A 25842-nucleotide genomic window follows, 5' to 3' on the forward strand; every position below is an offset into this window, starting at 1 on the left:
AGTTAATAAATTATTAATTATCTTCTAAAGAAAAGTTGATAGGGAAACCATATTTTACTGATATTGATTTACCTGCTTTTGTTGCTGGTTTAAATTTAGGCAAATTAGACACTACTCTTATCGCTTCATCCTTAAGAATTTTACCTCCTTTAGGACCTAAAGCTTTTATATTTGTAACATTACCATCTTTATCTATAATAAAACGCACCCAAACTTCTCCTTGCAGTTTATCTATCATTGCTTGATTTGGATAACTAAAATGCTCTTGGATATGACTTATCATTTCATTATTAAAACAGTCTAATTGATCTCCTCCTAATTCATTAGAACAATCAGGAAATGCAGGGATATTATCAACTGTGCTAAATTTTTCTGCTTTACGAACTTCTTCCTTAGATAACGTATTAGTTAGAGCGGCTAAATTTGTTTTAAGCTTTAATGTTTTAGATATATCGGTTGAATGATTAACCGTAGAAACTCCAGAACTATTTAAATTATTTACTTCAGATGCAGCTTGTTTTTTTCTTTTTTTTAAAAACCTTCTTTTCGGAGCAGAAACTCTAACAGATATCTGTCTTGCTTTTTTATCTTTACCATTCTTTGATGGCTTTACAGTACATTTCGTTATACTGTTCAAATCCTCTATAGGACTTTCAGGTGTATCGCAAGTCTCGTTACTACTTTGACTAAAAACACTAAATGAACATGCAAAGATTGCTATATATAGAATTTTTCTCATAAGTTGGGGAATTAAAACTTTTAAACAATGTTTAATAAGTTTACTAAATTTACACTATGTTCCATTTGCAAAAGTAAAAAAAAAAACCTATCGCTATATTTAAAATTGTTTTTTTATACTTTTTTGGCCATAAATAATGTGTTTTTTGCAATTTTTCACTCATTAATTGTTTAATACAAGAAATTATTATACGGAAAAATTCTTGAGTGAATTTTCACTACTTCATCATAAACTGTTTCTTTGAAATTTTCAATATTTTCTTTTTCCGTAGCAGAAATAAAACAAGCTTTTTTCTCAAGATCATTCATCCAAGTTTTCTTCCAATCTTCTATGGTGTAATGTTCTTTACCTTTTATAGTAACTAAATCGTCTTCATCAATAGTTTCATGAGTGTAAGCATCTATTTTATTAAAAATCATAATTGTTGGCTTATTTGCACTATCAATCTCATCGAGTATTTTATTAACCGAAGCTATATGTTCTTCAAAATTAGGGTGAGAAATATCTACAACATGCACTAACAAATCAGCTTCTCTTACTTCATCTAAAGTAGATTTAAAAGATTCTACCAATTGAGTTGGTAGTTTCCTAATAAATCCAACCGTATCTGTAAGTAAAAAAGGTACATTTTTAACCACAACTTTTCTAACTGTTGTATCTAAAGTTGCAAAAAGTTTATTTTCTGCAAAAACTTCACTTTTACTAATTAAATTCATTAAAGTAGATTTTCCTACATTAGTATACCCAACTAAAGCTACGCGAACCATTTTACCTCTGTTCTTTCTTTGAACAGCCATTTGTTTGTCTATGGTTTGTAATTTTTTCTTTAGTAAAGTTATTTTATCTCGAATAATACGACGATCTGTTTCTATTTCAGTTTCTCCAGGCCCTCTCATACCAATACCTCCTTTTTGCTTATCAAGGTGAGTCCACATTCGAGTTAATCTTGGTAATAAATATTCATATTGAGCTAATTCTACTTGAGTTTTTGCAGAGCTAGTTTGTGCTCTACTCGCAAAAATATCCAAAATAAGATTTGTTCTATCTAGAATCTTACAATCTAAAATTCTTTCTATATTTCTAAGTTGAGCAGGTGATAATTCATCATCAAAAACTGCTGTTCCTACTCCATTAGCTTCAATAAACATTTTTACATCATCTAACTTACCTGTTCCAAGAAAAGTTTTTGGATTTGGTTTTTCTAACTTTTGCAAAAAACGTTTCACAGGTACTCCACCAGCAGTATGTGTTAAAAACTCTAATTCATCTAGATATTCATTCGCTTTGTTTTCATCTTGATGCTGTGTAATAACACCTATTAAAACCACCTTTTCTGATATTGCTTCTCTCGTTTCTATCATAGAAGGCAAAAATACAAAAAGTACAAGTTGTAAATTCTATTTCTTTGTGCATTTGTAAATAAATGCAGGAGGAATATTTAATGGCTCAAATTTTAAGCTTACATTTTCTTTCCCAAACAATTTTTTGAATTTTTTAAAATAATCTAAACTGTATTGAAATTGCACAAAACTTCCATTTGTATTTAATGCTTTGTATGATTCTTCTAAAATATTTTTTGAAATTGGCTTTGGTATTATGGATAACGGAAGGCTTGAAACAATACAATCTACATTTTTATAACCTTTCTTTTCAATTTCAGTAATTAAAAATTCTGCAGAAACATTTAAAATCGTTAATTGTGGGTGATCAATTTTCTGTAATTCTTGATAAAAAGTTTCATTAATTTCGAAACTGATTAAATGATTGTTGGGTTTTAATTTTTTAAGAATATGCTTTGTTATAATTCCATTTCCAGCCCCTAACTCAACTATTAAATTAGTTTGATTAAAATTCATTCCCTTAAGCATTTTTTCTGCAAGGAATCTTGAGCTAGGTGTTATAGTTCCAGATGTTTTGGCTGCTAAAACAGCTTCTTTAAAAAAATTAAGTTTCTTTCCCAAATACTATTTATTTTTTAAATTTATCGAAAAATTGCTAAGCAAATATGCGCTTTTTAAAGGATTTATTGGGTATATTTTATCCTAATTTATGTTTAAGTTGTGAAAATCTACTGTTTTCCAATGAAATAATACTATGTAGTAATTGTAAAAATGAGTTACCAATAGTTAATGAGAAAGATACTTTTATACCTGAATCTTTTTTGAACTTCGATTTAGAGAACTTTGAAGCTTTTCTATATTACAGGAAAGACAATATTACTCAAAAGCTAATTCACCAATTAAAATACAAGGAACGAGAAGATGTAGGTGTTTTTTTAGGCAAATGGTATAGTCATGAGATAAAAAAGAGAAATTTATTTTCTGAAATTGATTATGTACTTCCTGTTCCTCTCCATAAAAAAAAGTTAAAAACAAGAGGTTATAATCAAGTTGATTCTTTTGCAAAATGTATTTCAAAAGGATTAAAAACGAATTTTAGTAATAAAAATTTAGTTCGAATTTCAAACACCAAAACACAAACAAAAAAATCGAGGTTCGATCGTTATAACCAGAATTCATCTAAGTTTTCTTTAATTGACACCAACTTTTACGAAAACAAACATGTGCTACTTGTCGACGATGTAATTACCACTGGTGCAACTATTGAGTCTTGTGTTAATGCTTTATTAAAAACCAAGAACATAAAAATAAGTGTACTTACTATGGCTTACACACTAAAAGTCTAATAGTTTTTTTACTACTTTTGATTACGTTTAAAATTAGTTTTGTGAAACATTATAACCTTATATTTTTTCTTTTTAGTTTTAGTTTGATGATTAGTAGTTGTGCCAGAAAAGGAAGACCTGAAGGTGGACCTAAAGATAAAGACGCACCAATATTAATTTCCGCTGACCCTGCTTATGAAAGCTTAAACTTTAATGATAACAATATTCGCATTTATTTTGACGAGTATATTGTGCTTAAGGATTTAAATAAGCAATTAATTGTTTCACCTCCTTTTAAAACAGCTCCTTTAATTACACCACAAGGAACTCCAAGTAAATATATAAACATTAAAATTTTAGATACATTAAAAGAAAACACAACTTACACATTTAACTTTGGAAATGCTATACAAGATAATAATGAAAATAATCCTTTAGAGAATTTTAAATACATTTTTTCTACAGGGGATTTTATAGATTCATTAAGTATGAAAGGTTCCATAAAAGATATCACAATTAAAGAACCTAAAAAAAACTATAGTGTTCTCTTATATAAAATTGATTCTACCTTTAATGATTCTATTGTCTATAAAAACAAGCCAGATTATGTAACCAGAACTTACGATTCTATTAATTATAAGTTTACAAACTTAGCTGAAGGAAAGTACTTTTTAATGGCTATAGATGAATCTACTTCTGATTATAAATTTAATTCTAGAACAGATAAAATTGGGTTTTATAATGATACTATTTCTCTTCCTAAAGACAGTATAACCTCTTCTCCAATTATACTTTTTAAAGAAACTCAACCTTATATATTTAAAAAAGGAAGAGAGGTAACTAAAGGGAAAATTCAATTTGGTTTCACAGGAAAACAAAAAGGATTACAAGTAAAATTACTTTCAAAAGCACCAAATGACTTTGTTTTTAAAACAGAATTTGAAAAAGATAAAGACACTTTAAATTATTGGTACCATTCTGATAAAAAGCTAGATTCTTTAACCTTTATTGTTTCTGAAAAAACATCTATAGATACTGTAACCATTAAACTAAAAAAGAAAAAGATTGATTCACTTTCAGTAACAACGAATATTAAAAGCACTTTACATATTAAAGACACACTTACTTTAATTACAAACAACCCTATTCGTGAGTTCTATCCTGCTAAATTTTCTTTAACTAATACTAGTGATACAACTGAAGTTGCTCATACATTAGAAATTATATCTAACAATAAGTTGGGTGTCTTTTTTGAAAGAAAGACAAAAACCCCTTATAAACTAACAGCTTTACCTGAAGCTATTATGGATATTTTTAAAGTAAAATCTAAAGACACTCTTAACTATAAATTTGCAACTAAAGACATAGAAGATTATGGGAGCATTATTTTAACTGTAAACAAAGAAGTTAAACACCCGGTAATAATCGAGTTACTAAAAGGTGACAACGTATATAAAAAACAAATTTTAAAAGAATCTGGCAAAATTGAATTTAATTCATTAATTCCAGACACATATTCAATTAGAGCGATTATTGATGAAAACAGTAATGGTATTTGGGACACTGGAAATTATTTAGAAAAAAGACAGCCTGAACCTATTATGTATTATCCTGATAATTTACCAGAGTTAAGAGCAAATTGGATTTCAAATTTAAACTTTACTATAAAATAAATATGAGGTTCACTTTTGAACCCCATATTATTTTTTTTATATAACCTTATTTAAATTCTATAAAGAAAAATCTAGATATAACTCATAAGAAACTGCTACTGGCACGCCATCCTTTAAAGCTGGTTTTACTTTAGACAGCTTAGATATTAGTTTTTTACTATAACGAGTTAGTATATTTTCTTTATTATCATCATTAGTTGCTTTAATTTTTACGACTTCTCCCTCTTTATTTATCACAAAATTTATGGTCACTTTACCTACAATTTCATTATCAATCGCTTCGTCTGGGTACTCAAAATTTTCTTGAATAAAATTACCTATTGATATATTAAAACACTTAAGATTATCTGTAGAATTTTCACAATTTTCAAAAACTGGGAGATGATCTACATTCTGGAATGTAAAAATTTTACTTTCAGACTCTTTTATATCAACATCTCCTGATATTTTTATATTTTTTTTGCTGTTAGAAATTCCTACAGAAGTGATTGAGTTCACTGTTTTAGCTAATTCTTTTCTTCTTTTCCTAAAAAAACGGCTTTTGGAATTACTGAATCCTAAAATAATATGCCTAGCAGATTGGCTTTTTATTGTCTTACCTTCTACTTTGCACTTGTTAATACTATTTAGGTCTTGAATAACAACAGTTTCTTGCTTTTCGCAAGTTTTGTTTGATTGAGATGTTACTGTTTGCACATACAACAAGCATAATAGTAACCAATGTAAATTTTTCATTCTTGGGGGGATTTTACTTGGTAATAATATTGGGTATACTAATTTACATAAAATATGTTAAAACAACAAAAACTATTAAATTATTTATATTATTTAGTGAAACAAAGAGTCTTGTCTACAAAGTTTACAATAACCTAAGGTTAATAAATAAAATTATTTATTAACCTTAGCCCAAGTATCTCTTAATCCTACAGTTTTATTAAAAATCAAGTTTGTTTTTAACGAATCATCATCAACATTAAAATAACCTAAACGTTGAAATTGAAATCTTTCTCCAATTTTAGCATTTACTAAACTTGGTTCAACAAACGCATTAATAATCTTTAAAGAGTCAGGGTTTAAAAACTCCATAAAATCTTTTTCTTTATGTGCATCTGGTGCTTCATCAGAAAATAATCTATCGTAAATTCTTACTTCAGCAGAAACCGCATGCTTTTTAGACACCCAATGTAATGTCCCTTTAACTTTACGTTTACTTTCTTCTGTTCCGCTACCAGATTTACTTAAAGGGTCATAAGTACAATGAATTTCTACAATATTTCCTTCATCATCTTTAACACAACTCTCTCCTTTAATAATGTAAGCATTCTTTAAGCGTACTTCTTTACCTAAAGCTAACCTGAAATATTTTCTATTTGCTTCTTCTTTAAAATCGTCTCTTTCTATGTATAATTCACGTGAAAAAGGAACTTCTCTTGAGCCCGCATCTAATTCTGGGTTATTCTCTGCAATAAGTATTTCTTCTTGATCTTCAGGATAATTGGTTATGACTAATTTCACTGGATTAAGAACAGCCATAACTCTATTAGCATTTTTATTTAAATCTTCTCTAATTTTAAATTCTAATAATGCAACATCAATTATATTTTCTCTTTTTGAGACGCCTACTGTTTCAATAAAATTACGAATTGACGCTGGAGTATAACCTCTTCTTCGTAGACCTGATATTGTAGGCATTCTTGGATCATCCCAACCTGTAACCACTCCTTCTTCAACTAACCTAAGCAATTTACGTTTACTCATTATCGTATAACTTAAGTTTAATCTAGAAAATTCTCTTTGTTTTGGAATTAATGGAAAATCTGTTTTACTGTATTCATAAACATGATCTCTAAACCAATTATATAAATCTCGGTGAGGTTTAAATTCTAAAGAACATAAAGAGTGAGAAATTTGTTCTAAATAATCACTTTCTCCATGAGTCCAATCGTACATAGGATAAATTACCCAATCATTTCCAGTTCTATGGTGAGATTTCTTTAATATCCTATACATTAAAGGATCTCTTAACAACATATTTGGAGAAGCCATATCTATTTTTGCACGAAGTACGTGTTCTCCTTCATTGAACTCTCCATTTTTCATCTTTGTGAAAAGTTCTAAGTTCTCTTCTACAGTTCTATCTCTATACGGACTATCAACTCCAGGTTCTGTTGGAGTTCCCTTTTGTTGAGCCATTTCCTCTGAAGTTTGACTATCAACATAGGCTTTACCTTCCTTAATTAATTGTACAGCCCAATCATATAATTGTTGAAAATAATCTGAAGAATAACATTCATTTTCCCATTGATATCCTAACCAGGATACATCTTTTTTAATTGCATCTACATATTCTTGCTCCTCTTTGGCTGGATTGGTATCATCGAATCGTAAATTTACAGGAGCATTATATTTTTCTCCTAAACCAAAACTAATTCCTATAGCTTTTGTATGTCCAATGTGAAGATATCCGTTAGGTTCTGGAGGAAAACGAAAACGTAAGTTTTCTTTTTTCATTCCATTTGCTAAATCCTCCTCTATGATTTGTTCAATAAAATTTAAAGATTTCTTTTCTTCTGACATTTTATATTAAATTGGACAACAAAATTAATGAAAATAGTTGAGCCTTGTAATACAAAAAAACTCTTCTCCTAGTAAAAGGATAAGAGTTTAAAATATCTTGAAATTTCACCTTTTTTAAGGCTTTAATATCTTGTATTGTTCTATTTCTGACTCTGTCATCCAATGAATACTTGCAGCTTTAGCAGAATTTATTGTAAAATAATAAAATGCTTTAGCCTCTACATCGCTAAAACCTATAGACTTGTAATAATTTATATATGGTAAATGATTTATGTGTCCTACTGGAAAATCAGTTGCTTCATTAGTACCATTTGACCATGAATGCACACCTATTCTTGTATTATTCCCTCTTGTTCTTTTTTTACCTGCTAAAAAGAAATCTACTCCTCCTGATGCAATTATAGCATTATCTAATAAATGAATTTTTATGTTTAAATCGTGTATTTTCTTAGATAATTTTAAATTAACTTCATCATCAGATGAACCATCACAATTTTTAATATTTATTGTGGTTAGGTTAGGGTTTTTAGTTATAATTTTATTAAAACTATTTAATGAAGAGCTATTTATAACTCCATTCATTTCAATTGTTTCCCCATCTTCTAAGATCTTAAATATTCCAAAATCTGTTGTTGATTTATCGTTTATTAATTCTTCATTTTTACTACAATTAGTAGTAAATACTAAAAATACAATTAACAATACTAATCTTTTTGTCGCTTTCATATATTGTCTTTTTAATTCTCTATTCTGTAACTTTAAACAAGAAGAATTAAATTTACCCTAAGTATCAAATTTTATTTCCTTAGTATTTTATACTTATCTATTTCTTTTGTAGTCATATTGTGAATATTACTCGCAGAAGCAGCTTCAAGTGTAAACCAATAAAAATCTGTTGGAATATTCATTTCTTCATAATATTTTAAATACATAATATGTACTTCGTTATCCCTTGGGTAATCTATACCTTCTTTATCTCCATCAGCCCAAGAATGTACACCAATTTTGGCTGTAACATCTGCATTTCTTTTTTTTCCAGCTAAAAACATATCAGTTCCGCCAGATGCTACCATACCGTTTCTAGGTATATATGTATTAATATTTCTTTTTCGAATTTCTCTAGAAGCCAACAAATTAATATGATCATCTATAGACCCAGGCACTTCTTCCATAACCAATGTTTTAACTTGAGGATTACTATTAAGTACTTCTTTTAAATCTTCTAATGTATTTGAATAAATAACTCCATTCATGTACAAACTATCTTTTAATTTTGAGGTAGATTTGAAAGTAAAAGTTGCCGTTTTTTCTCCCATGACCTTCATCATTAATTTCTGACCAAAAGCAGTAGAAAAATATAATTGCGGAAACAAGAAAAAAGTGACTACCCCTAGAAGCAAAAAAATAAAAACTCCGATTATTAATTTTTTCATAATATTTAATGTTTTAAAGTTGAATAAAAAAACTCCATACACCTATCTTTTACAGATAAGGTATATGGAGTTTCCATAATAGTTAACTTATAATTCTCAATGTCTTCCTTATGTTAGAATTACAAGCTTTTTAAAATTATTATTTGTTTGACGCTACATATATAATTTTGTTACACATTTTTTAAAAACTCTTTCCATAATTTATTTTTAAACTTTATCTATTTATCTTTTGTAAGTTCCATCTGGTAAAATACTAGGAAAATTATATTGGCTATCTGTTAATAAATTATATATAGTTTCATCTGTAATCTTAACCTTCTCCTTTGTATTCAATTTCCATTCTTGCTTAATTTCATCTAATCGATTCGACTGTGCTCCTAAAATAGAACTCATTGCCCAATAAAAGTACTCCGTTGCCTGACAATCATAAGTACATGTTGTATCGTCATAAGTATACCATGCTTCAGATGGATAGTTAATTGGAATGCTAGTAAAGTTACCTCCTCTAGCTTTATCCATCGCATTGGTTAGCGATGTTCCTGCATTTTCACCAAAAACATTTGGATAAGCTTTAGAATACCCAGCATGTGTAATAATATGCCAAACTTCTTCTAATGAAGCATCAAATCGTCCAGTTTTTCCTCCCGAAACGAAACTAGGGACAGTTTCATCATTTCCTAAATCTTGGCCAAGTCTTCCTAGAGGCGGAGCGATTAAGTTTAAATCTGATTCTGATTTCCACATAAATAGAAATGCTTTATTCTCTAGCATTTTATCTAACACTAATTGATTATCAACAACTCCATCTTCATCATTATCTAAATACTGAGCCATAACATTTGCTGCATGTAATAGTTTTGTATCTTCAATACCTGAAACTCCATAAATATCGATTCCAAAGACAACTACTTTTCTATTAAAAATAGACATACCCTCGTCTGAATTTTCTATAATTTTAAAATTCGGATCATTTCCTCCATTGATTATTCCTTGTTCATTTCCATTATTACTCATATCATTATTTTTGGAACATGATACACAGCCAACAACTACAATAACAATTATTACTAATAATATCTTAGATATATTTTTCATCATATTATTTTAATTTATTACTTAATCTTTATCCCTATAGTTTTTGAATAATCAGCATTTACAGACATTGGAACTTGTTTATTTTTCATAAAAGCTAATGCTTTTTGTTGATGAGTATTAAGTTTATTTTCTTGACCAGCAAAATTGATTGCCCAAATTTGATGTATATATTCATTTACCGCTGTAATTTTATCGTAGTTGCCATTTTCTTCAGCGTTTTGCTCAGAAATATCGTATGTTCTCGCTGTAATATCATCTTCCATAAATTGACGTAGTTTTTTTCCTTGTGTAAAAGCGAATTCATTATCTGATCTACTTATTGCTTCTGTTATCGTATGGAATACCTCTTCCCATAATGCATTCATGTTTTCAGGCCTCCATGTAAAAGATGTTAGTTTATCTATAACCCAACCTTTTCCATTGTAATTTTTAACATATGGCCAGTTATCGGTTTGCATACTTAAACCATACAATCCTTGGCTATTAACCTGAGGTGATTCTGATATTTTATCTACTAAGTTTAAAGGGCCAGAAATAAACATTACCGTTTTTGCCATTTGCAGATTTAATACTTTCATATCTTCATCAACAACACCATCGTTGTTTTGATCTAAAAAACTACTAAACAAACGCACAGAATGATCAAAAACATCTTTTCCTGTTGTTCCTGCTGTAGTTTCTTCTGAAGTTGGATTTATTGCACTACCAACAATATAAAACCCATTAATTTCATGTATATAATCTGCATTAGTTTTTAAATAATTTATCAAAGAAGAATTTGAAGTATTATCTGAATTACTAACTATTTCGTTGTTTTTTGAACAAGAGACTAAACTTATAATGATTGTAATACTGCATATAATTTTAGAGTTGAACATTTTTTTTATCATAATTATTATGTTTTAAATTCGAATATTATTCTGTTTAATCAAATAACATTCAATTTGTGTTCAACCCTATAAATAAACCTTTTTAAAAAGTCCGAATAACGGTTATTCGGACTTTTTTATTTGTTTTTGATATTGTTTAGGTGTAATGCCTTCAAGTTTTTTAAACACTGCATAAAAAGTAGATTTAGATGAAAAACCTGCTTCATTTGCTAATCCTAGAAGAGAAAGTTTACTCGCTTTATTAGAAGACAAGGACTCTTTAAAAGAATTTACTCTAAATGTATTAATGAAATAATAAAAATTATTACCGGTATGAAGGTTAATAAGTTTAGAAAGCTCTTTTTCTTTAATTCTAACTTTTTGTGAAAGGATACGAAGATTTAAGTTTTGATCTGAATAAATTTTTTCATCTTGAATCTGATGAACTATTTTATTAAATAGCTCTTTAGTATCTTTTTTTACAATTTTCTTTTCTTTTTCTGATTCTTTTAGAAATAATCTTTCTTTAAAAATATCTACTTGAGAAAATCCATTATAAGCTATCCAATAAATCATAAAAAAAGTAAGAATAGTTGAAATAGCTGCAAAATAATATACAATAGACTCATTAATAACACTAATGATATCTTCAAAAATCCAAAAAGCGTGAAAAAAAAGATATATGAAAACAATTGTTCTTATCCAGGTTAACGTTTTATTTTCAATTTCAGAATAAAAATCTTTAACCCTTATCTGTACCTCTTTTATTTTTTTTAAAATTAGAATTAATATGGTTATATTAAATATATATTCTGCATACTTTATGTACTCATTTTCAGTAAAAAATATGACAGTTAAAAACCAAGGCAGAAATAAAACTAATAAATAAAAACTCTTTTGTTTATTTAAAGTCGCGTTTACATAAAAAAACAACAACGGCATTGTTAGAAAGCCTGTATTTAAAACAGTTACAGAAAACTCATCTATTGTTTCTGTTAAACTATAAAAAACTTCTAAACATAAAGACCATAAGAATAATGCTAAAAAAATATTTGCTTTTTTATTTGTTGATTTTAACGTAATGAATAAAAAACCTAACATTAATGATGTTGCTATAGATAAGATATCTATAATTAATAACAGATTAAAATTTAAGGTTATTGATTCCATTTTATACTTAGTTTACGCAAACAAGAATAAAAACAATAAAGGAAATAACATTCCTGCAACCGCTAATTTCCAACCTCTGCCTTTAAATCCTTTTTTACCCAATGGAATTAACACACCTGTTAGAGCAATTACTAACATTGCTATACCAAAAATATCAGAATACCAAATCCAAAAACTATTAGTAGATTTATGTAAATACATTGAATGCCCAATGACAGGAACTTTTCTTTTGTATTCTATAGTTCCTTTTCCTGTTTCGACATCAGCGTCTAAAATAATATTATCTTTAAAATACACTCTTATTTTCCCATTTCTTACTCTATGCCCATCATACTTTCCTATTTCTTTGGTAAGTCCAGTTATATACTCTTTTGTTAACTGTGCTTCTTCAGAAGGAATTGTTAGTTCAAACGATTTGTTTTCATATGTATAATCCATCGGATACCAATCTTGACGATGGTTTAAAATAATTCCTGAAAAAGAAAATGCGATGATTAACCCAACATAAAAATATGCTAAATCTCTATGTAAACTTCTATTAGTTATTTTCATTATTACTTTTATATATAAATTAAAAAGAAACCCAAGATATTACTTCTTGGGTTTAAATTTCTTAAAAAGATTAGATATGTTATTGTTCATTCATTTCTACGTGAACAACTATTTCTACATCGTTACCTATAGGTTTCATTCCTTTTCCAACATTAAACTCTTCTCTATTTATTACTGAAGTTAATTTTAATCCAGCTTTTTTCTTTCCTCCTCTTCCTTCGATAATTCCATTTAATTTTCCTTTAAAGATAACTTCTTTTGTAATTCCTTTAATCGTAATTTCTCCAATAGTTTGAAACTCTTTACCTTCTAACTGTTTAAAATTATTACTTTTAAAAATAATATTTGCATGATTTGCTACATCAAAAAAATCTACAGCTTTTAAATGATTATCTCTTCCAGACTGGTTTGTATTAATTGTTGACGCATCTATTGAAACATTAAATTTTGGAGCTTCAAATTTCTTATTACTTACTGCTGTAATATCAAATTTTTCAAAATTACCTGTTACTTCTGAAATCATAAAATGTGAAACAGAAAATGTAATTGAAGAATGTGCTTTATCTACCTTCCAAATTGTTTGTGCATTTATACTTATTAGAGTTACTAATGCTAATAGAGTTAAAACTATTTTTTTCATTATTTTTAAATTTTTAAAAGTTTGTAAGCAAAAGTATTTACTCTTAAAAATCAAAAAGTTATTAAAAACAGAATATAACTTATGAATTTATGCCCGTAGATGTTCCTATTCATAACTTAAACACCTCTTATAACATAAATATTGAAAAAATATCTCATGACAATAATTATGATTTTAACACAATACATAAACATAATTACTTTGAGATTTTATTTTTTGAAAAAGGAGGCGGTCATCAATTAATTGATTTTGAAAAAATTAAAATAAAAAATAATAGCTGTTATATTGTAAAACCTAAGCAAATACACTTAGTAAAAAGAAATGCAAATGCTGATGGTTTATTAATACAATTTACTCCTGAAACACTTTTTAGTGATTCCTTTTCTCTATTAAAAAGTTTTACAAAATCTGAGGTAGTTTTTGAAAAAGATATTGATTTATCTAACTATTTTATCTCTCAATTAAAAAGTATTTCTGCTATTCAAAAAAGTAAATCATACTTTTATAAAGAAAAAACAATTCATTTACTTTCTTCACTTTTGTACACACTTGAGGAACAAAGTATAAAAATGAAAAACGAAAAATTTAGTGCAATTACAGTAAATTTTATCGACTTGGTGGAAAATAACATTAACAATATATCTGTAAGCGAATATGCTAAAAGATTACATATTTCTTCTAAAAAATTAACTCAAATTATAAAAACAGAACTGAATAGTACTCCTTTAAAATATATTCATGATATATTACTTCTAAACATCAAAAGAGACCTTGCTTTCAAACAGTTAACTCATAAAGAAATTGCATATAATTACAATTTTGACAGTCCTTCTAATTTTAGTATTTTCATAAAAAAGCACACAAAACTAACCCCTACAGAACTTCAAAAACAATTAATATCTCAATAAAAAAAAGGGTTAAGAAAATTCTCAACCCTTTTTATAAATACTTTTGTTTATTACTCTATAGAAAAACTGTTATTTAATGGATTAATATCTGCCATAAATCCGTCTTTATTAATATTTACACTTTTAACAGTCTTAGAGGCCTTAAAAGTATACGTTTGATATGCCCATCCCCAATCTTTTAATAAAGTTGAAGAAGATGGTTTATTTCCTCTCATAATCTCTAGAGGAATATTAAAAGATTCTTTAGACCCGTCTATATACTCAACTTCTACATCTAAAGGCATTGGCATTGCTCCAATTCTTTCTAACGTAATTTCTTTATCGTTTACAGTTTTAATTCCATAATCAATAAAGTTAGTGGTTTGACTCCATTCGTTTAAGTACCAATCTAAATGAATTCCAGAAACTTTTTCTGCAACACGTTTAAAATCATTCGGTGTTGGATGTTTGAATGAAAATTGATTGTAATATTCTTTTAATGTTTTTGCTACATTTTCAGAACCAATAACATATTCTAATTGACTTAAGAAAATACTTCCTTTACTATAACTTCCAATACCATAAGCTCTATTTGTTTCATATCTATCTGCATGTGTAGACAATGGTTTTTCCATACCTGATTTTACTAAAAAACCATAACCTCTGTAAGAACCACTATTAGGGTTTACTGCACCTCTATCAGTAATTTCATTCATGGCTTTATTGGAAATATAAGTAGTAAAACCTTCATCCATCCATGGGTGCTTACTTTCATTTGTTGCTAATAAAAACTGAAACCAATTATGAGCTAACTCGTGAGCAGTTACACCTAACAAACTTCCCCAAGGTCTTTGTCCTGTAATTAATGTACATTGTGCATACTCCATTCCTCCATCACCTCCCTGAATTACAGAATATTGTTTGTAAGGGTATTTACCTATATGCTCGCTAAAATATTTCATTAATTCAGCAGTCTTAGGCTGTAATTTCTTCCAATTTTCAATAAACTTAGTATCTAATGTTTTCTTGTATAAGAAATGTAAATTGATACCATTATCCATTTTATAAATATCATGCTGATATTCTGGATCTGCAGCCCAAGTAAAATCATGAATATTCTTTCCTGAAAACTTCCATGTTAATTTTTTACCTTTTGGTAAACTTAAAGACTTACTCTTGTCTTCATATCCATGTCCTACTTCTTGTGGATTTAATAACTCTCCTGTTCCACCAACAACATAATTTTTATCGATATGTAAAGTAACATCGAAATTACCCCAAACTCCATGAAATTCTCTAGCAATATATGGAGGAGTATGCCAACCTTCGAAATCATATTCCGCCATTTTAGGGTACCATTGTGTCATTGATAACGCAACTCCTTCTTTACTATTTCTTCCAGATCTACGAATTTGTAAAGGAACTTGAGCATCGAACTCCATCTCGAAAGTTGCTTTTTCTCCAGATTTAATAGGAACGTTTAAAGTTACTTCTAAAATTGTTCCTACAATTTCGTACGCTACTTTTTTCCCATTTTGACGTAAAGAATTAACTTTAATAAAACCTATTTCGTTAGGCTTTAATTTTGCAATTCTACTTTCTACTTTTACATCTTCAGAAGTTCCAATTTTTTCTACCATTCTCCCATCTGGATCTTCTATGGTGTGCAAACGAGCATCCATTTGAGAATTTGGCTGAAAAGCATTGAAATACAAATGATAAAACACTTTATTTAGTTCATCTGGTGAATTATTCGTGTAAACTAGTTTTTGCTTACCTTTATATTGATATGTTTTTACATCCATATCAATATCCATAGTGTAATCTGCTTGTTGTTGCCAATAGTTACTTTTTGTACTCGAAGTATTTTGAGCATAACTTGCACAAGAAACTAAACCAGCACATAAAATAAAATGAAAAATTTTTCTCATTATATAATTTAGTTATTATTAAAAAAGAGCATTTTTTAGATGCTCTTTTTTGTTTTTATTTATTTGCTTTTACAAGTTTTTCCGCCATAATTAAAGCATTGTATGCATTAACTACTCGACCAGAAACTGATAAATCTGCGAAAGGGATTAACTGTGTTTCTGAACCATATCTACTACCTGTTCCTGGTTTATTAACTTTCATGTTAATTTTAGTTCCTGAGTTCATAATAATCCTCTTTACCTGACTAGCAGATAATTGTGGATAATATGAACGAATTAAAGCAGCAACTCCAGCAGTAGATGGTGATGCCATTGAAGTTCCACTAAAGTATTTGTATTCATTTTCAGGTGTTGTAGAATATATTTGAGCACCAGGTGCAAATATGTCTACATTCTTTTTTCCATAGTTTGAAAAAGCTGCTGGTAGTTCCTCATTATAATTTGAACTCATAGCTCCAACTGTAAGAAAATTATCTGAGATTTCATTAATTAAATCAGGTGCATCATTAGGATATGATTTTTCTACATCAATATCTTTTCCATCATTTCCTGCTGCATTAACAATTAATACATCTTTATCTGCTGCATATTTAATAGCTTCGTAAACCCAATCTTTATTTGGTGAAAAAGCCTTACCAAAACTTGTATTAATCACTTTTGCTCCGTTATCTACTGCATAACGAATACCTAAAGCAACATCTTTATCATATTCATCTCCATCAGAAACAGATCTAACAGCCATGATTTTTACGTTAGTTGCTACTCCATTCATTCCTTTTCCGTTATTTCTAGTAGCACCTACAATACCAGATACATGAGAACCGTGTGCTTCGTCTTTTTCTGAATGGCCAGTATTTCCATTTCCATAACCTGGCTTATCTTTAATATCATAAGCATTATCTCCAACTACTTTTCGATAATCTGTCTTCAAATTATCTCCATTTATAGTTTTGTTTGCTTTTTTTATTTCACTCTTAAGTTCTTTCTGAATACCTGGCATAGTCATACCATTAGCTTGAACAAAACCAATTGCAATTCCTATTGCTTGTTTTAATTCATCACTAGGGTTTTGAATTGCTTTAACTTCTTCAAAAGTATAATCATCTTTTTTAAAATGATCTTTTAAAGCTTTATCTGCAAACAATACCCCCGATAAATAATTTTGATAATTAAATTTTTTCTCTTTAGCTTCTTTTAATTTTTCTTCTTGAAATGCTTTCACAGCTTTTAATGTTTCTGGATCTGCAACAGAAGGATTCATTAAAATACGTTCATACTCTAAATGTTCTGTATAAGAATCTCCTAAAAAATTCCATCCGGTAATATCGTCTATATATCCATTATTATCATCATCTTTTCCATTTCCAGCTATTTCATTTCTGTTAGTCCAAGCTACATCTTTTAAATCTTCATGATTTAAATCTGTTCCACTATCAATAACTCCAACAATTACTTCTACACCTTTTTTTCCTTTTAAAAACTCATATGCTTTATTAACACTCATACCTGGTATAGTGTCTGTAGCTAAATCCAAATGTTGCCAATTTTGTTTTTCTGCTTCAGTTAAATCAGCTTTTTTTGCAGAAATTACAACTTCATTATTAACTCCTGTTGGGATTACTATTTTTTTTAGATTAGCTGTTGAATTACAACTTGCTAAACTAACTAAAACGATTGAAGATAAAATAGGTTTGTATACTCTCATTCTCATTTCTCTCTTAATTAAATATCTCTCTAAATTTGTAAGTTTCTTTTAATCGGACTCCTTTTTCAGTATGTTTTACAGTGATAATTTCGTTGTAAGCATCATGCTCTAAAAAAAGTAAATACTCATTATCGGCTGCTTCTGTTAAAAATGCTTCTTTTTCTTTTAGTGTAAGTAATGGTCTGGTATCATAGCCCATTACATAAGGTAGTGGTATATGACCTGCTGTAGGTAATAAATCTGCCATAAAAACAATAGTTTTATCTTTATATTGAATTTTTGGCAACATTTGTTTTTCTGTATGGCCGTCTTTGAATAATACATCAAAACCAACGTAATCTTTTGCGTTTAAATGTAAAAAGTTTAATTGACCACTTTCTTCTATTGGGAGAATATTTTCTGATAAAAACGAGGCTTTTTCCCTTGGATTAGGATTTACTGCCCAGTCCCAATGGCGACTATTACTCCAAAATTTAGCATTTTTAAACGCTGGTTCGAAACCTGTTCTGTCTTTATTCCATTGAATAGCACCTCCACAATGGTCAAAATGTAAATGTGTTAAAAATACATCTGTAATATCATCTCTATGAAAACCTAACTCCGCTAATGATTTATCTAGAGAAAAATCTCCAAATAAATAGTAATAACCATAAAATTTATCGGATTGTTTGTTTCCTATACCTGTATCAATTAGTGTAAGTCTATCACCATCTTCAATTAGAAGACACCTCATCGACATATCGATCATATTGTTTGCATCTGCAGGATTTGTTCTTTGCCATAAAGACTTGGGAACAACACCAAACATTGCTCCACCATCTAATTTAAAATTTCCGGTTTCGATTGGGTAAATACGCATAAAAACAAAGATGCGAAAAATTAATGAGTTAACTCGTTAATAATATCGTAATACTGTAATAAACCTGGCTTAACTTATTTGTAGAGTAATTTATGATTTATACGCCTTCTTTTTCTAATAAATAACCTATTGTAAAATTGGTTTCCCAATCGAATATAAAATTTTTGCACCCAGTTGCATCTACTATTGCTTTATATATTGTTAAACCAGATTCTATTTTTTTTCCTTTTTCTTGTTTTACTTTATCGAATTTCTCAACGTTAGAAGGTAGTACAGTATAACGTTCTTTATTTTTTCTAAATTCTTGTGCTAATTGAAAAGGGATTCCTCCTATTAAAAAACAAAATCTCCTATTTTCTTTAGGAATCAATGTTGCTAATTCTTTTACTTCTTTGTACACAATTTCATCTTCTGTTCCTTTCTGATGATATTTACTTCCATGTGTTTCTTTACCTATTAATTTTCCATTTTCAACAAAGGAAATTTTTGTGTTTCCAGATCCAAGATCTACAACAAATGCATTATTTTTAAAAGATTTTGGTAAAATTGCTCTTAAGCTATATATCGCTTCTTCTTTCGGAGTTATTTCTTTAATTTCATGATTTCTTTTTTTCAATTCTTTTACAATTAATGTAGTAACCTCTTCCTTTAAAGCTCCTGAACTTACAATAAAAGTTATATCTTCTTTAGCAACACCTAAATCTTCAATTTTTTTTAAAAATTTATTTAATTTATTATCTATTTCTTCTGTAGTTGTCATGGCTTCTGCTATTAAACTTTTACCATAAGCTGCTTCTTTTAATTTCCATTTTTTATTATTATCTATTTCAATAATAAAATAATTAAATCCAGAAGTTCCAAGTTCTACAACTCCTTTTAAAACTCCATTCTCAGGTAGTTCTGCGGTATATTTAAATTCTGGTTGTATTTCTTCTTGTTTTTTCTCTACATTTTTACACGAAAAAATAAAAAGTAAAAAAAAGGATATATATAGGGATTTTAATAAATTCATCTTAACAACTGGTATAATTTATTATTCCTTACAAAAATAAAAAAACATCTTATTTAAACCTTAAGATGCTCATTCTTTACTAATTTATAAAAAAACATATTTATTTATTTAATAAAACAGGTATGTTTTTTTGCGTATTATAAAGTTTAAATTCTGTAATATTTGAAGGCATATTTAAGCCGTTCTTAATTAATATGTTTTTCACATTTTTAACTACATCACTTTTAACTTCTAACGCTCCTCTTTTATACTCCATTGTTTTTGTCCAAAATAAAACTTTAAGATTAACTGTACTAATTCCAAGAGAGTCTACAGTTACAAAACATTTATGTTCTTCTGTATCAATAACTCCAGAAGTTTCTACAACTGCTTTTGTTACAACTTTCTTTGCTAAATCTATATTATCGTTATAATCGATTCCTACTGTAAAATCAGTTCGATAATATCCGTCTTCTGTGTAATTAAATACTGGTTTTTTAATTATATCACTATTCGGGATGTAAACATCTCTACCATCAAATGTTTTCAATTTTGAATGCCTGAATTCTATTGTTTTCACTTTTCCAAAAACATCCCCAATTAATACAGTATCATTAACATTAAAGGGTCTGCTAAACGATAAAATAACTCCTGAAATAAAATTTTCACCAATATCTTTAAAAGCAAAACCAATAATTACTGCAGAAGCACCAGCTGCAGTTAAAAAACCTGTAGCGATATATCCTAATCCAGCTATTTTTAAAGCAAAAATAATTACTAACAATACAAATCCGTATTTTATTGTTTTTCCTAAGAAATTAGTTATTAATGGATCTTTAGTTTGAATTGAAATGGTTTTTTTTGAAATTGAAGAAATAACATTTGACAATAAGAAACCTAATACCACTATTAAAACAGCCAAAATAATTCCTGGTATATGGTTTAAAAATTCATTCCAATAATTTATTAAGGCTAATTTTATTTTCTGTAGTGTTTCATTTAAAGTCATATGTTTTTCTTGTTTTGAAATTTAATTATAACTACAAAATTATTATGACTAAACTTTTCTCCTTAACTCATTTAAAACAAAAATTAGCTCAAAACATATAAATTGATATGAGTTAATATTAAATGGAAATGAACAAAACACCATTTTTAATTTGCCATAAATTTGTGATGTAACACAAAACTAACAGCATTATGAAACAAGGTAAAGAAGATTTTAAAATCTTTAAAAAGAATAAAAAAAACAAAAGTAAAAATTACATTTTTCAAAATAACAAAACAACTAGATCAGGCTTTTATATTTTAACAAGCTTACTTGTTATTGGTTTAACCATGGTTATTCTATCTGGAGTTATCTAAAAAAAATTGCTCTAAAAAAAGATTAACACACTGTAAATGTACGGTTTACAACACATAACACGATCAATTATATAATCAAAAAAATAAATTAATCTTTATAAAAAACATGTGTCTATAGATTTAAGAATATTAAATTAAAACATATTCACCTCTTTAAAAAATGTAAAAAAGTAAGCATTTTAAACCAAACTACTTATCACTTATAAAAACAAAAATATTATGTATAACTATACACAAGAAATAGCTAGTCAATTAAACGGATTATTGATAAAGAATTACGATGCTGAAAAAGGATATCAAACTGCAGCCGAAAATGTAGATAGTGACGTATTAACTAGTTTATTTGAAAGAAAAGCCAAGGAACGTAAAAAATTCGGAAATGAACTAAAAAAAGAAATTAGATTATTGGGTGAAAAAACTAAACAAGAAGGGAGTAAATTAGGAACTATACATAGAACTTGGATGGATACAAGAGCCTTTTTTTCTTTAGACAATGATAAATCTATTTTAGAAGAAGCTATCAGAGGAGAAAAAGCTTCTGTTAAAGAATATAATGAAGTGATAAATTCTAAAGAACATTTACCTAAAACAATTGTCAGTTTATTAAAAAATCAAAGAAATTCTATATTAAACGACACAATTCTAATAAAGAAATTAGAAGACATTAAATAATCATTTTAAACAATTTCCTTTAAATTACCTATTAATAAATTTTATTGATAGGTAGTTTTTAATCTGTTAAATCCAATAAAAAACCTATTGTAAAATTAGAATCCCAGTCAAAAATTACAGTTTCTGGATTTGTTGCATCATTAATAGCTTTAAAAATATTTACTCCACTTTTAGTTTTAGCTCCTTTCTCACTAATAACATCCTGATAAACAGAAATATCTTTATTTAACAAAGTGTATCGTTCTTTTTCTATTCTTAACTTTTTCGCCATTTGATAAGGTACCCCTCCAATAATAAAATATTGCTTTCTTTTTTGCTCTGGAACGCTGTCTGCAATAGCTTTTACATGATTATATACTTCTTGATCATTTATGTTTTTTTGAAAATATTTAGAACCATAAACCTCTTTACTAACAATTGAATTCCCATCTATATAAGATATTTTAGTATTTCCTGAACCAATATCTACAACAAATGTAGTGTCTTCAAATTGAGGTGTCATTACAGATTTTAACGCGTATTGTCCTTCCTCTTCAGCAGTAACAACATTAACTTTGTATCCAATATCATTTAATTCACTTTTTATTTTTTGAGTAATGCTTTTTTTATCGGCTCCAGAACTCACAACAAAATGAATATTTTTAGATGCTACGCCTAAATCAATAATTTTTTGGATATATAATTTTAATTTATTTCGAATTTCTTTAACTGAAGCATTACCATCTAAAATTGAGCTATTACCATACTCTTTACTTTTAATTTCCCAGTTTTTATCTTTATCAATATTAATAACAAAAGAATTAAAACCAGAAGCTCCTAACTCAACTACAGCTTTTAACTTACCATCTATTGGTTTTATAGGTTTATATGAAAATTGTTTTTCTGTTATAGAAGTTTTAGACAATTGTTCTTTTATTTTTTCTGAACTAATCTTTGTGTCTATCTTTTCTGGTTTACATGAATTGAAAAGTAATAATGTTAGAATAAAAAATAAAACTTTTTTCATTGTTAGAATCATTGGGGTATGAAGCAACAAAAATATAATTCCAATATTTGAAATAATTTCAATATTGATACAATCAAACAAAAAAACATAAAAACCTGAAAAACAACAACATAAACTTGTTTAATTAGAAAAATGTTACTTTAAAAAACTAAAAAACTCCAGTCAATCAGATTGACTGGAGAAAATAATCCCAAATTAATACATAGAATGAATTATATTATTCATTCAAAACGCATGTTTTATTATTGAGGTTGGATATTCACCTCAATTAAATTATAACCTCCTCTTGGATCACCAAACCATGTTACCCCAGGAGAACTATTAATTGCTCCTTTACCAAACTGTACATCATTTAATATAGCTACTCGTCTAATTAAATTGTCGCTATCGACTGCTCCTGTATTTGCTCCAGATTGTCTTGGTGCTTGATTCGCTCCAAATCCAACTTCTTCATCAGCTTCAGTTCCTGCATCAAAAAGATAAGTTTCATCACTTTCAGAAGTACCAGAGAAAGCTGTTCCGTTTTCGTCAAATAAAGCAACCCCATTGTTATTGTAACTAATGAACCAATCGTTAGTATCTACTAACATTGTTCCAAATCCTAATTTATAATCTAAACCTTGTGGAACTTCAATTGTGAATGTTAACGATTCACCTGGTTTTACCGGAGCAGTTTCGTTACTCTTAGCTACTGGAAGACCTAAACCTTTTAAATATTCGTAAGCAACTTGGTTATTTCCATCTTCAGCAATTTCTTCTAAACCACTAGATGCTTTTGCTTGCTCTCCTTGAACAAACCAAGGATCTTTAGTTGTACTAAATGCATATAATATTGCTGGAGAAAACACTGTATACGAAGAAGATAAACGTAATGGAGCTCCTTGAGAACCTGTTGCGTTAAACCATTGATATAATGGCATTGGATCACCTGCTTCTGCAATTTCTTTTAATCCATATCCTCTATCTGGTTGCCCTACTGTAAATAAAGGTGCGTTTTGTGCATGTAATACAGCTAAACCTGGTGTAAGTACAATTGGTGTGCTTCCTGAAGCTCCTACTAAATTTGTTAATGTTAAAGTAAAATACCTTGTTGAACTATCGTAAGCTAACTCTGTTCTTAAGTAAGGTGTCACATCATTTTTCACCACACGAACTGTGTTATCATCATCTGGACTTCCAGCTGTTCCTCCGTTAGGTTCAGTTGCTATTGTAGCTGGATCTTCTTCTTCTGTTCCTGCATCCCATAAGTAAATCTGATCACTAATATCTCCTGTCACAGCACTTCCGCTTGCATCGAAAAGATCTATTCCTGTCATTCTTGGAGCAAAAAACCAATCGTTAGTAGCAGCAGACATTGAAGCGAAACTCAATTTGGTTCCAGGTACTGCCTTAAATTTTACAGAATAACTTCCATTCACATTAGTTACTGGACCTGGATTTGTAGCTCCTGTTGGTGTATTAAAAACGTGTGTTCCTAAATAATTAATCTTATTTGTAATTGTTACAGTAAATCTTGTTTTTGTAGCTTCAGCAGCATTTCCTCTACCAAAAGTTGGATTTACAGCTTCTTTCCAATCTGAAATAGCATCTCCTTCTCCATCGTAAGCTAAACTATAACTCTCTAATCTTACCTGAGGAACAAAATCACCAGCTGTCCAAATTCCTGCAGCAACAGCTACATTTTCTCTTGCACTACCTGAAGCTCCCCACTGAACAAAATCTAAAATTGCATCTGGGTTAGTAAATGCATTTGAAGCGTAAAAACCTAAACCTGCACTTTCACTTAACTGATCCCAACTTACCACTAAAAACTCACTTGGATTTAACTGCGCAGATCCACTTATAACCGTAGCATTTTTTACTTGTAAATACTGACCTGGCCCTAAACATAACCAATAATCACTAACATCTACAGCTACATCTCCGTTATTCCATAATTCTATTAATTTATCTTTTCCGTAATTAACCTCATTAATTACAACAGAACGAACATCATCTTGTGGCGGCATAACAACATTTTGTGCTCCAAAAGTAACTTCTGTCGTTTCTGCCCAATTCATAACTCCATTACCTTCTCCATCATAAACGATACTATTGTCTTCACTTTTTACAACAGGAACAAAATCACCAGCTGTCCAAATTCCTGCAGAAGCAGCAATATTTTCTCTAGCAGAACCAGAATCACCATACTGAACAAAATCTATAATTGCGTCTGGATTTGTAAACTCATTTGTTGAATACAATCCTAATCCACCTTTATCATCTGGTAAATTGTAACTTATTACTAAATATTCACCTGCTGGTATTGTTGTATTTCCTGACTCTGGAGTTAAATCTCCTATTTTTTGATAAGCACCTGGACCTAAACAAAGCCAGTATTCACTAATATCTGCTGCTTGGGTTCCTCTATTATAAATCTCTATAAGATCTTTAGTTCCTTGATATTTAATTTCATTAAAAACTACATCTTTTTTTACAGTTGTTGGAGGATTACCATTATCAGGTTGGCTAACTTCCTCATCATCGTTACATGAAACTACTAACAAAAGCATTGTTAGTATTAAATAATTAATTGTTTTCATTTTAAATAATACTTTTCTTGGTTTACACCACAAAAGTATTTTAAGACACTACAAACAAAATCATTAAATAAACTTAGAAGGAAATAAAATGGGTTAAAAAGGAAAAAAATACTTTGAAAGAAATGCACATTATCAATAAAAGATAAAGCATTTATTTAATTTGAGCTGTTAAGTATACTATTTAAAAACAATAACACAACCTAAAAATAGGTTGTGTTATCTTAACTCTTAAATCTTGCTAGTCTTTAAATAAAAACATTTGTCCCCCAACTTAGCTTTTAATGACCACAGATTTAATATATACCAAAGATATATTAAAGTTTATTATGAAACATTCAAATATGTTACATTTATTATGAATGGGTTAAAAAACCTTATATTTTGCAATTTTTATGTTATAAAACAACAAATATGTTACATTTCAAACATAA

Annotated in this window: 24 protein-coding genes; 5 read left to right on the plus strand and 19 right to left on the minus strand. The window is 28.5% G+C overall.

The window, feature by feature from the left end; all coding sequences use genetic code 11:
- Positions 1-13: 13 nt before the first annotated feature.
- The 3 genes from ACSIGC_RS10445 to ACSIGC_RS10455 form a co-directional block, all read right to left on the minus strand.
- Positions 14-739 (minus strand): energy transducer TonB, encoded by a 726-nt coding sequence (locus ACSIGC_RS10445; RefSeq protein ID WP_442264766.1) that lies wholly within the window; start codon positions 737-739, stop codon positions 14-16.
- Between the two features lie 170 nt (positions 740-909).
- On the minus strand, positions 910-2100 hold the full coding sequence (hflX, locus tag ACSIGC_RS10450; RefSeq protein WP_442264767.1) for a GTPase HflX: 1191 nt from the start codon (positions 2098-2100) through the stop codon (positions 910-912).
- Between the two features lie 36 nt (positions 2101-2136).
- The gene (locus ACSIGC_RS10455; RefSeq protein ID WP_442264768.1) at positions 2137-2700 is read right to left on the minus strand and encodes a class I SAM-dependent methyltransferase; all 564 of its coding nucleotides are present in this window, start codon (positions 2698-2700) and stop codon (positions 2137-2139) included.
- 44 nt (positions 2701-2744) lie between these two features.
- Between ACSIGC_RS10455 and ACSIGC_RS10460 the strand changes: the two genes are divergently transcribed.
- Both ACSIGC_RS10460 and ACSIGC_RS10465 read left to right on the plus strand, forming a co-directional pair.
- Complete coding sequence (locus tag ACSIGC_RS10460; protein WP_442264769.1) at positions 2745-3425, plus strand: ComF family protein; 681 nt, start codon at positions 2745-2747, stop codon at positions 3423-3425.
- 86 nt (positions 3426-3511) lie between these two features.
- Positions 3512-5077: an Ig-like domain-containing protein gene (locus ACSIGC_RS10465; protein ID WP_442264770.1), complete on the plus strand. Its 1566-nt coding sequence runs from the start codon at positions 3512-3514 to the stop codon at positions 5075-5077.
- A gap of 57 nt (positions 5078-5134) precedes the next feature.
- Here ACSIGC_RS10465 and ACSIGC_RS10470 read toward each other — a convergent pair whose 3' ends face one another.
- The 9 genes from ACSIGC_RS10470 to ACSIGC_RS10510 form a co-directional block, all read right to left on the minus strand.
- A complete protein-coding gene (locus ACSIGC_RS10470) occupies positions 5135-5812 on the minus strand; it encodes an energy transducer TonB (RefSeq protein WP_442264771.1) in 678 nt (225 codons plus the stop codon).
- 153 nt (positions 5813-5965) lie between these two features.
- Entirely contained in the window at positions 5966-7654 is a 1689-nt protein-coding gene (locus ACSIGC_RS10475; RefSeq protein WP_442264772.1) for a glutamine--tRNA ligase/YqeY domain fusion protein, read from the minus strand.
- A 114-nt stretch (positions 7655-7768) separates the two neighbouring features.
- Complete coding sequence (locus tag ACSIGC_RS10480; RefSeq protein WP_442264773.1) at positions 7769-8380, minus strand: hypothetical protein; 612 nt, start codon at positions 8378-8380, stop codon at positions 7769-7771.
- 71 nt (positions 8381-8451) lie between these two features.
- Positions 8452-9087, minus strand: a complete 636-nt coding sequence (locus tag ACSIGC_RS10485; RefSeq protein WP_442264774.1) for a hypothetical protein — start codon at positions 9085-9087, stop codon at positions 8452-8454.
- Between the two features lie 222 nt (positions 9088-9309).
- On the minus strand, positions 9310-10185 hold the full coding sequence (locus ACSIGC_RS10490) for a hypothetical protein (RefSeq protein WP_442264775.1): 876 nt from the start codon (positions 10183-10185) through the stop codon (positions 9310-9312).
- A 14-nt stretch (positions 10186-10199) separates the two neighbouring features.
- On the minus strand, positions 10200-11072 hold the full coding sequence (locus ACSIGC_RS10495) for a hypothetical protein (RefSeq protein ID WP_442264776.1): 873 nt from the start codon (positions 11070-11072) through the stop codon (positions 10200-10202).
- Between the two features lie 102 nt (positions 11073-11174).
- Complete coding sequence (locus tag ACSIGC_RS10500) at positions 11175-12221, minus strand: helix-turn-helix domain-containing protein (protein ID WP_442264777.1); 1047 nt, start codon at positions 12219-12221, stop codon at positions 11175-11177.
- A gap of 12 nt (positions 12222-12233) precedes the next feature.
- Positions 12234-12773 (minus strand): PepSY-associated TM helix domain-containing protein, encoded by a 540-nt coding sequence (locus ACSIGC_RS10505; RefSeq protein ID WP_442264778.1) that lies wholly within the window; start codon positions 12771-12773, stop codon positions 12234-12236.
- A 79-nt stretch (positions 12774-12852) separates the two neighbouring features.
- Positions 12853-13413, minus strand: coding sequence for a YceI family protein (locus ACSIGC_RS10510; RefSeq protein WP_442264779.1), 561 nt, complete (start codon positions 13411-13413; stop codon positions 12853-12855).
- A gap of 89 nt (positions 13414-13502) precedes the next feature.
- Here ACSIGC_RS10510 and ACSIGC_RS10515 point away from each other — a divergent pair, with 89 nt between their 5' ends.
- Positions 13503-14321: a helix-turn-helix domain-containing protein gene (locus ACSIGC_RS10515; RefSeq protein WP_442264780.1), complete on the plus strand. Its 819-nt coding sequence runs from the start codon at positions 13503-13505 to the stop codon at positions 14319-14321.
- 50 nt (positions 14322-14371) lie between these two features.
- Here the strand turns inward: ACSIGC_RS10515 and ACSIGC_RS10520 are convergent, their stop codons facing one another.
- From ACSIGC_RS10520 to ACSIGC_RS10540, 5 genes are all read right to left on the minus strand, one after another.
- A complete protein-coding gene (locus ACSIGC_RS10520) occupies positions 14372-16231 on the minus strand; it encodes a M1 family metallopeptidase (protein WP_442264781.1) in 1860 nt (619 codons plus the stop codon).
- A gap of 55 nt (positions 16232-16286) precedes the next feature.
- Positions 16287-17936 carry a S8 family peptidase gene (locus ACSIGC_RS10525; RefSeq protein ID WP_442267759.1) on the minus strand — a complete coding sequence of 550 codons (1650 nt, stop codon included), beginning with the start codon at positions 17934-17936 and terminating at the stop codon, positions 16287-16289.
- A 13-nt stretch (positions 17937-17949) separates the two neighbouring features.
- A complete protein-coding gene (locus ACSIGC_RS10530) occupies positions 17950-18795 on the minus strand; it encodes an MBL fold metallo-hydrolase (protein WP_442264782.1) in 846 nt (281 codons plus the stop codon).
- Between the two features lie 97 nt (positions 18796-18892).
- Positions 18893-19807 (minus strand): hypothetical protein, encoded by a 915-nt coding sequence (locus ACSIGC_RS10535; protein ID WP_442264783.1) that lies wholly within the window; start codon positions 19805-19807, stop codon positions 18893-18895.
- Between the two features lie 100 nt (positions 19808-19907).
- The gene (locus ACSIGC_RS10540) at positions 19908-20795 is read right to left on the minus strand and encodes a mechanosensitive ion channel family protein (protein WP_442264784.1); all 888 of its coding nucleotides are present in this window, start codon (positions 20793-20795) and stop codon (positions 19908-19910) included.
- Between the two features lie 191 nt (positions 20796-20986).
- On the opposite strand from ACSIGC_RS10540, the gene ACSIGC_RS10545 reads away from it, so the two are divergent.
- Positions 20987-21151 carry a hypothetical protein gene (locus ACSIGC_RS10545; RefSeq protein ID WP_442264785.1) on the plus strand — a complete coding sequence of 55 codons (165 nt, stop codon included), beginning with the start codon at positions 20987-20989 and terminating at the stop codon, positions 21149-21151.
- Between the two features lie 219 nt (positions 21152-21370).
- Positions 21371-21823 carry a ferritin-like domain-containing protein gene (locus tag ACSIGC_RS10550; protein WP_442264786.1) on the plus strand — a complete coding sequence of 151 codons (453 nt, stop codon included), beginning with the start codon at positions 21371-21373 and terminating at the stop codon, positions 21821-21823.
- Between the two features lie 58 nt (positions 21824-21881).
- Here ACSIGC_RS10550 and ACSIGC_RS10555 read toward each other — a convergent pair whose 3' ends face one another.
- Both ACSIGC_RS10555 and ACSIGC_RS10560 read right to left on the minus strand, forming a co-directional pair.
- Positions 21882-22829 carry a hypothetical protein gene (locus ACSIGC_RS10555; RefSeq protein WP_442264787.1) on the minus strand — a complete coding sequence of 316 codons (948 nt, stop codon included), beginning with the start codon at positions 22827-22829 and terminating at the stop codon, positions 21882-21884.
- 242 nt (positions 22830-23071) lie between these two features.
- On the minus strand, positions 23072-25411 hold the full coding sequence (locus tag ACSIGC_RS10560; RefSeq protein WP_442264788.1) for a spondin domain-containing protein: 2340 nt from the start codon (positions 25409-25411) through the stop codon (positions 23072-23074).
- Positions 25412-25842 lie beyond the last annotated feature (431 nt).

Origin of the sequence: Tenacibaculum aquaeponti, from assembly GCF_052084715.1 — a bacterium.
Taxonomy (GTDB): Bacteria; Bacteroidota; Bacteroidia; order Flavobacteriales; family Flavobacteriaceae; genus Polaribacter.

Excerpts from the sequence above, each read along its gene's own strand:
- ACSIGC_RS10480 (WP_442264773.1), bottom strand. The coding sequence starts at position 8,380 with ATGAAAGCGACAAAAAGATTAGTATTGTTAATTGTATTTTTAGTATTT.
- hflX (WP_442264767.1), bottom strand. The coding sequence starts at position 2,100 with ATGATAGAAACGAGAGAAGCAATATCAGAAAAGGTGGTTTTAATAGGT.
- ACSIGC_RS10500 (WP_442264777.1), bottom strand. The coding sequence starts at position 12,221 with ATGGAATCAATAACCTTAAATTTTAATCTGTTATTAATTATAGATATC.
- ACSIGC_RS10460 (WP_442264769.1), top strand. The coding sequence starts at position 2,745 with ATGCGCTTTTTAAAGGATTTATTGGGTATATTTTATCCTAATTTATGT.
- ACSIGC_RS10545 (WP_442264785.1), top strand. The coding sequence starts at position 20,987 with ATGAAACAAGGTAAAGAAGATTTTAAAATCTTTAAAAAGAATAAAAAA.
- ACSIGC_RS10445 (WP_442264766.1), bottom strand. The coding sequence starts at position 739 with ATGAGAAAAATTCTATATATAGCAATCTTTGCATGTTCATTTAGTGTT.
- ACSIGC_RS10470 (WP_442264771.1), bottom strand. The coding sequence starts at position 5,812 with ATGAAAAATTTACATTGGTTACTATTATGCTTGTTGTATGTGCAAACA.
- ACSIGC_RS10505 (WP_442264778.1), bottom strand. The coding sequence starts at position 12,773 with ATGAAAATAACTAATAGAAGTTTACATAGAGATTTAGCATATTTTTAT.
- ACSIGC_RS10555 (WP_442264787.1), bottom strand. The coding sequence starts at position 22,829 with ATGAAAAAAGTTTTATTTTTTATTCTAACATTATTACTTTTCAATTCA.
- ACSIGC_RS10465 (WP_442264770.1), top strand. The coding sequence starts at position 3,512 with ATGATTAGTAGTTGTGCCAGAAAAGGAAGACCTGAAGGTGGACCTAAA.
- ACSIGC_RS10490 (WP_442264775.1), bottom strand. The coding sequence starts at position 10,185 with ATGATGAAAAATATATCTAAGATATTATTAGTAATAATTGTTATTGTA.
- ACSIGC_RS10550 (WP_442264786.1), top strand. The coding sequence starts at position 21,371 with ATGTATAACTATACACAAGAAATAGCTAGTCAATTAAACGGATTATTG.
- ACSIGC_RS10520 (WP_442264781.1), bottom strand. The coding sequence starts at position 16,231 with ATGAGAAAAATTTTTCATTTTATTTTATGTGCTGGTTTAGTTTCTTGT.
- ACSIGC_RS10525 (WP_442267759.1), bottom strand. The coding sequence starts at position 17,936 with ATGAGAGTATACAAACCTATTTTATCTTCAATCGTTTTAGTTAGTTTA.
- ACSIGC_RS10510 (WP_442264779.1), bottom strand. The coding sequence starts at position 13,413 with ATGAAAAAAATAGTTTTAACTCTATTAGCATTAGTAACTCTAATAAGT.
- ACSIGC_RS10475 (WP_442264772.1), bottom strand. The coding sequence starts at position 7,654 with ATGTCAGAAGAAAAGAAATCTTTAAATTTTATTGAACAAATCATAGAG.
- ACSIGC_RS10485 (WP_442264774.1), bottom strand. The coding sequence starts at position 9,087 with ATGAAAAAATTAATAATCGGAGTTTTTATTTTTTTGCTTCTAGGGGTA.
- ACSIGC_RS10540 (WP_442264784.1), bottom strand. The coding sequence starts at position 20,795 with ATGACTTTAAATGAAACACTACAGAAAATAAAATTAGCCTTAATAAAT.
- ACSIGC_RS10560 (WP_442264788.1), bottom strand. The coding sequence starts at position 25,411 with ATGAAAACAATTAATTATTTAATACTAACAATGCTTTTGTTAGTAGTT.
- ACSIGC_RS10535 (WP_442264783.1), bottom strand. The coding sequence starts at position 19,807 with ATGAATTTATTAAAATCCCTATATATATCCTTTTTTTTACTTTTTATT.
- ACSIGC_RS10530 (WP_442264782.1), bottom strand. The coding sequence starts at position 18,795 with ATGCGTATTTACCCAATCGAAACCGGAAATTTTAAATTAGATGGTGGA.
- ACSIGC_RS10495 (WP_442264776.1), bottom strand. The coding sequence starts at position 11,072 with ATGATAAAAAAAATGTTCAACTCTAAAATTATATGCAGTATTACAATC.
- ACSIGC_RS10515 (WP_442264780.1), top strand. The coding sequence starts at position 13,503 with ATGCCCGTAGATGTTCCTATTCATAACTTAAACACCTCTTATAACATA.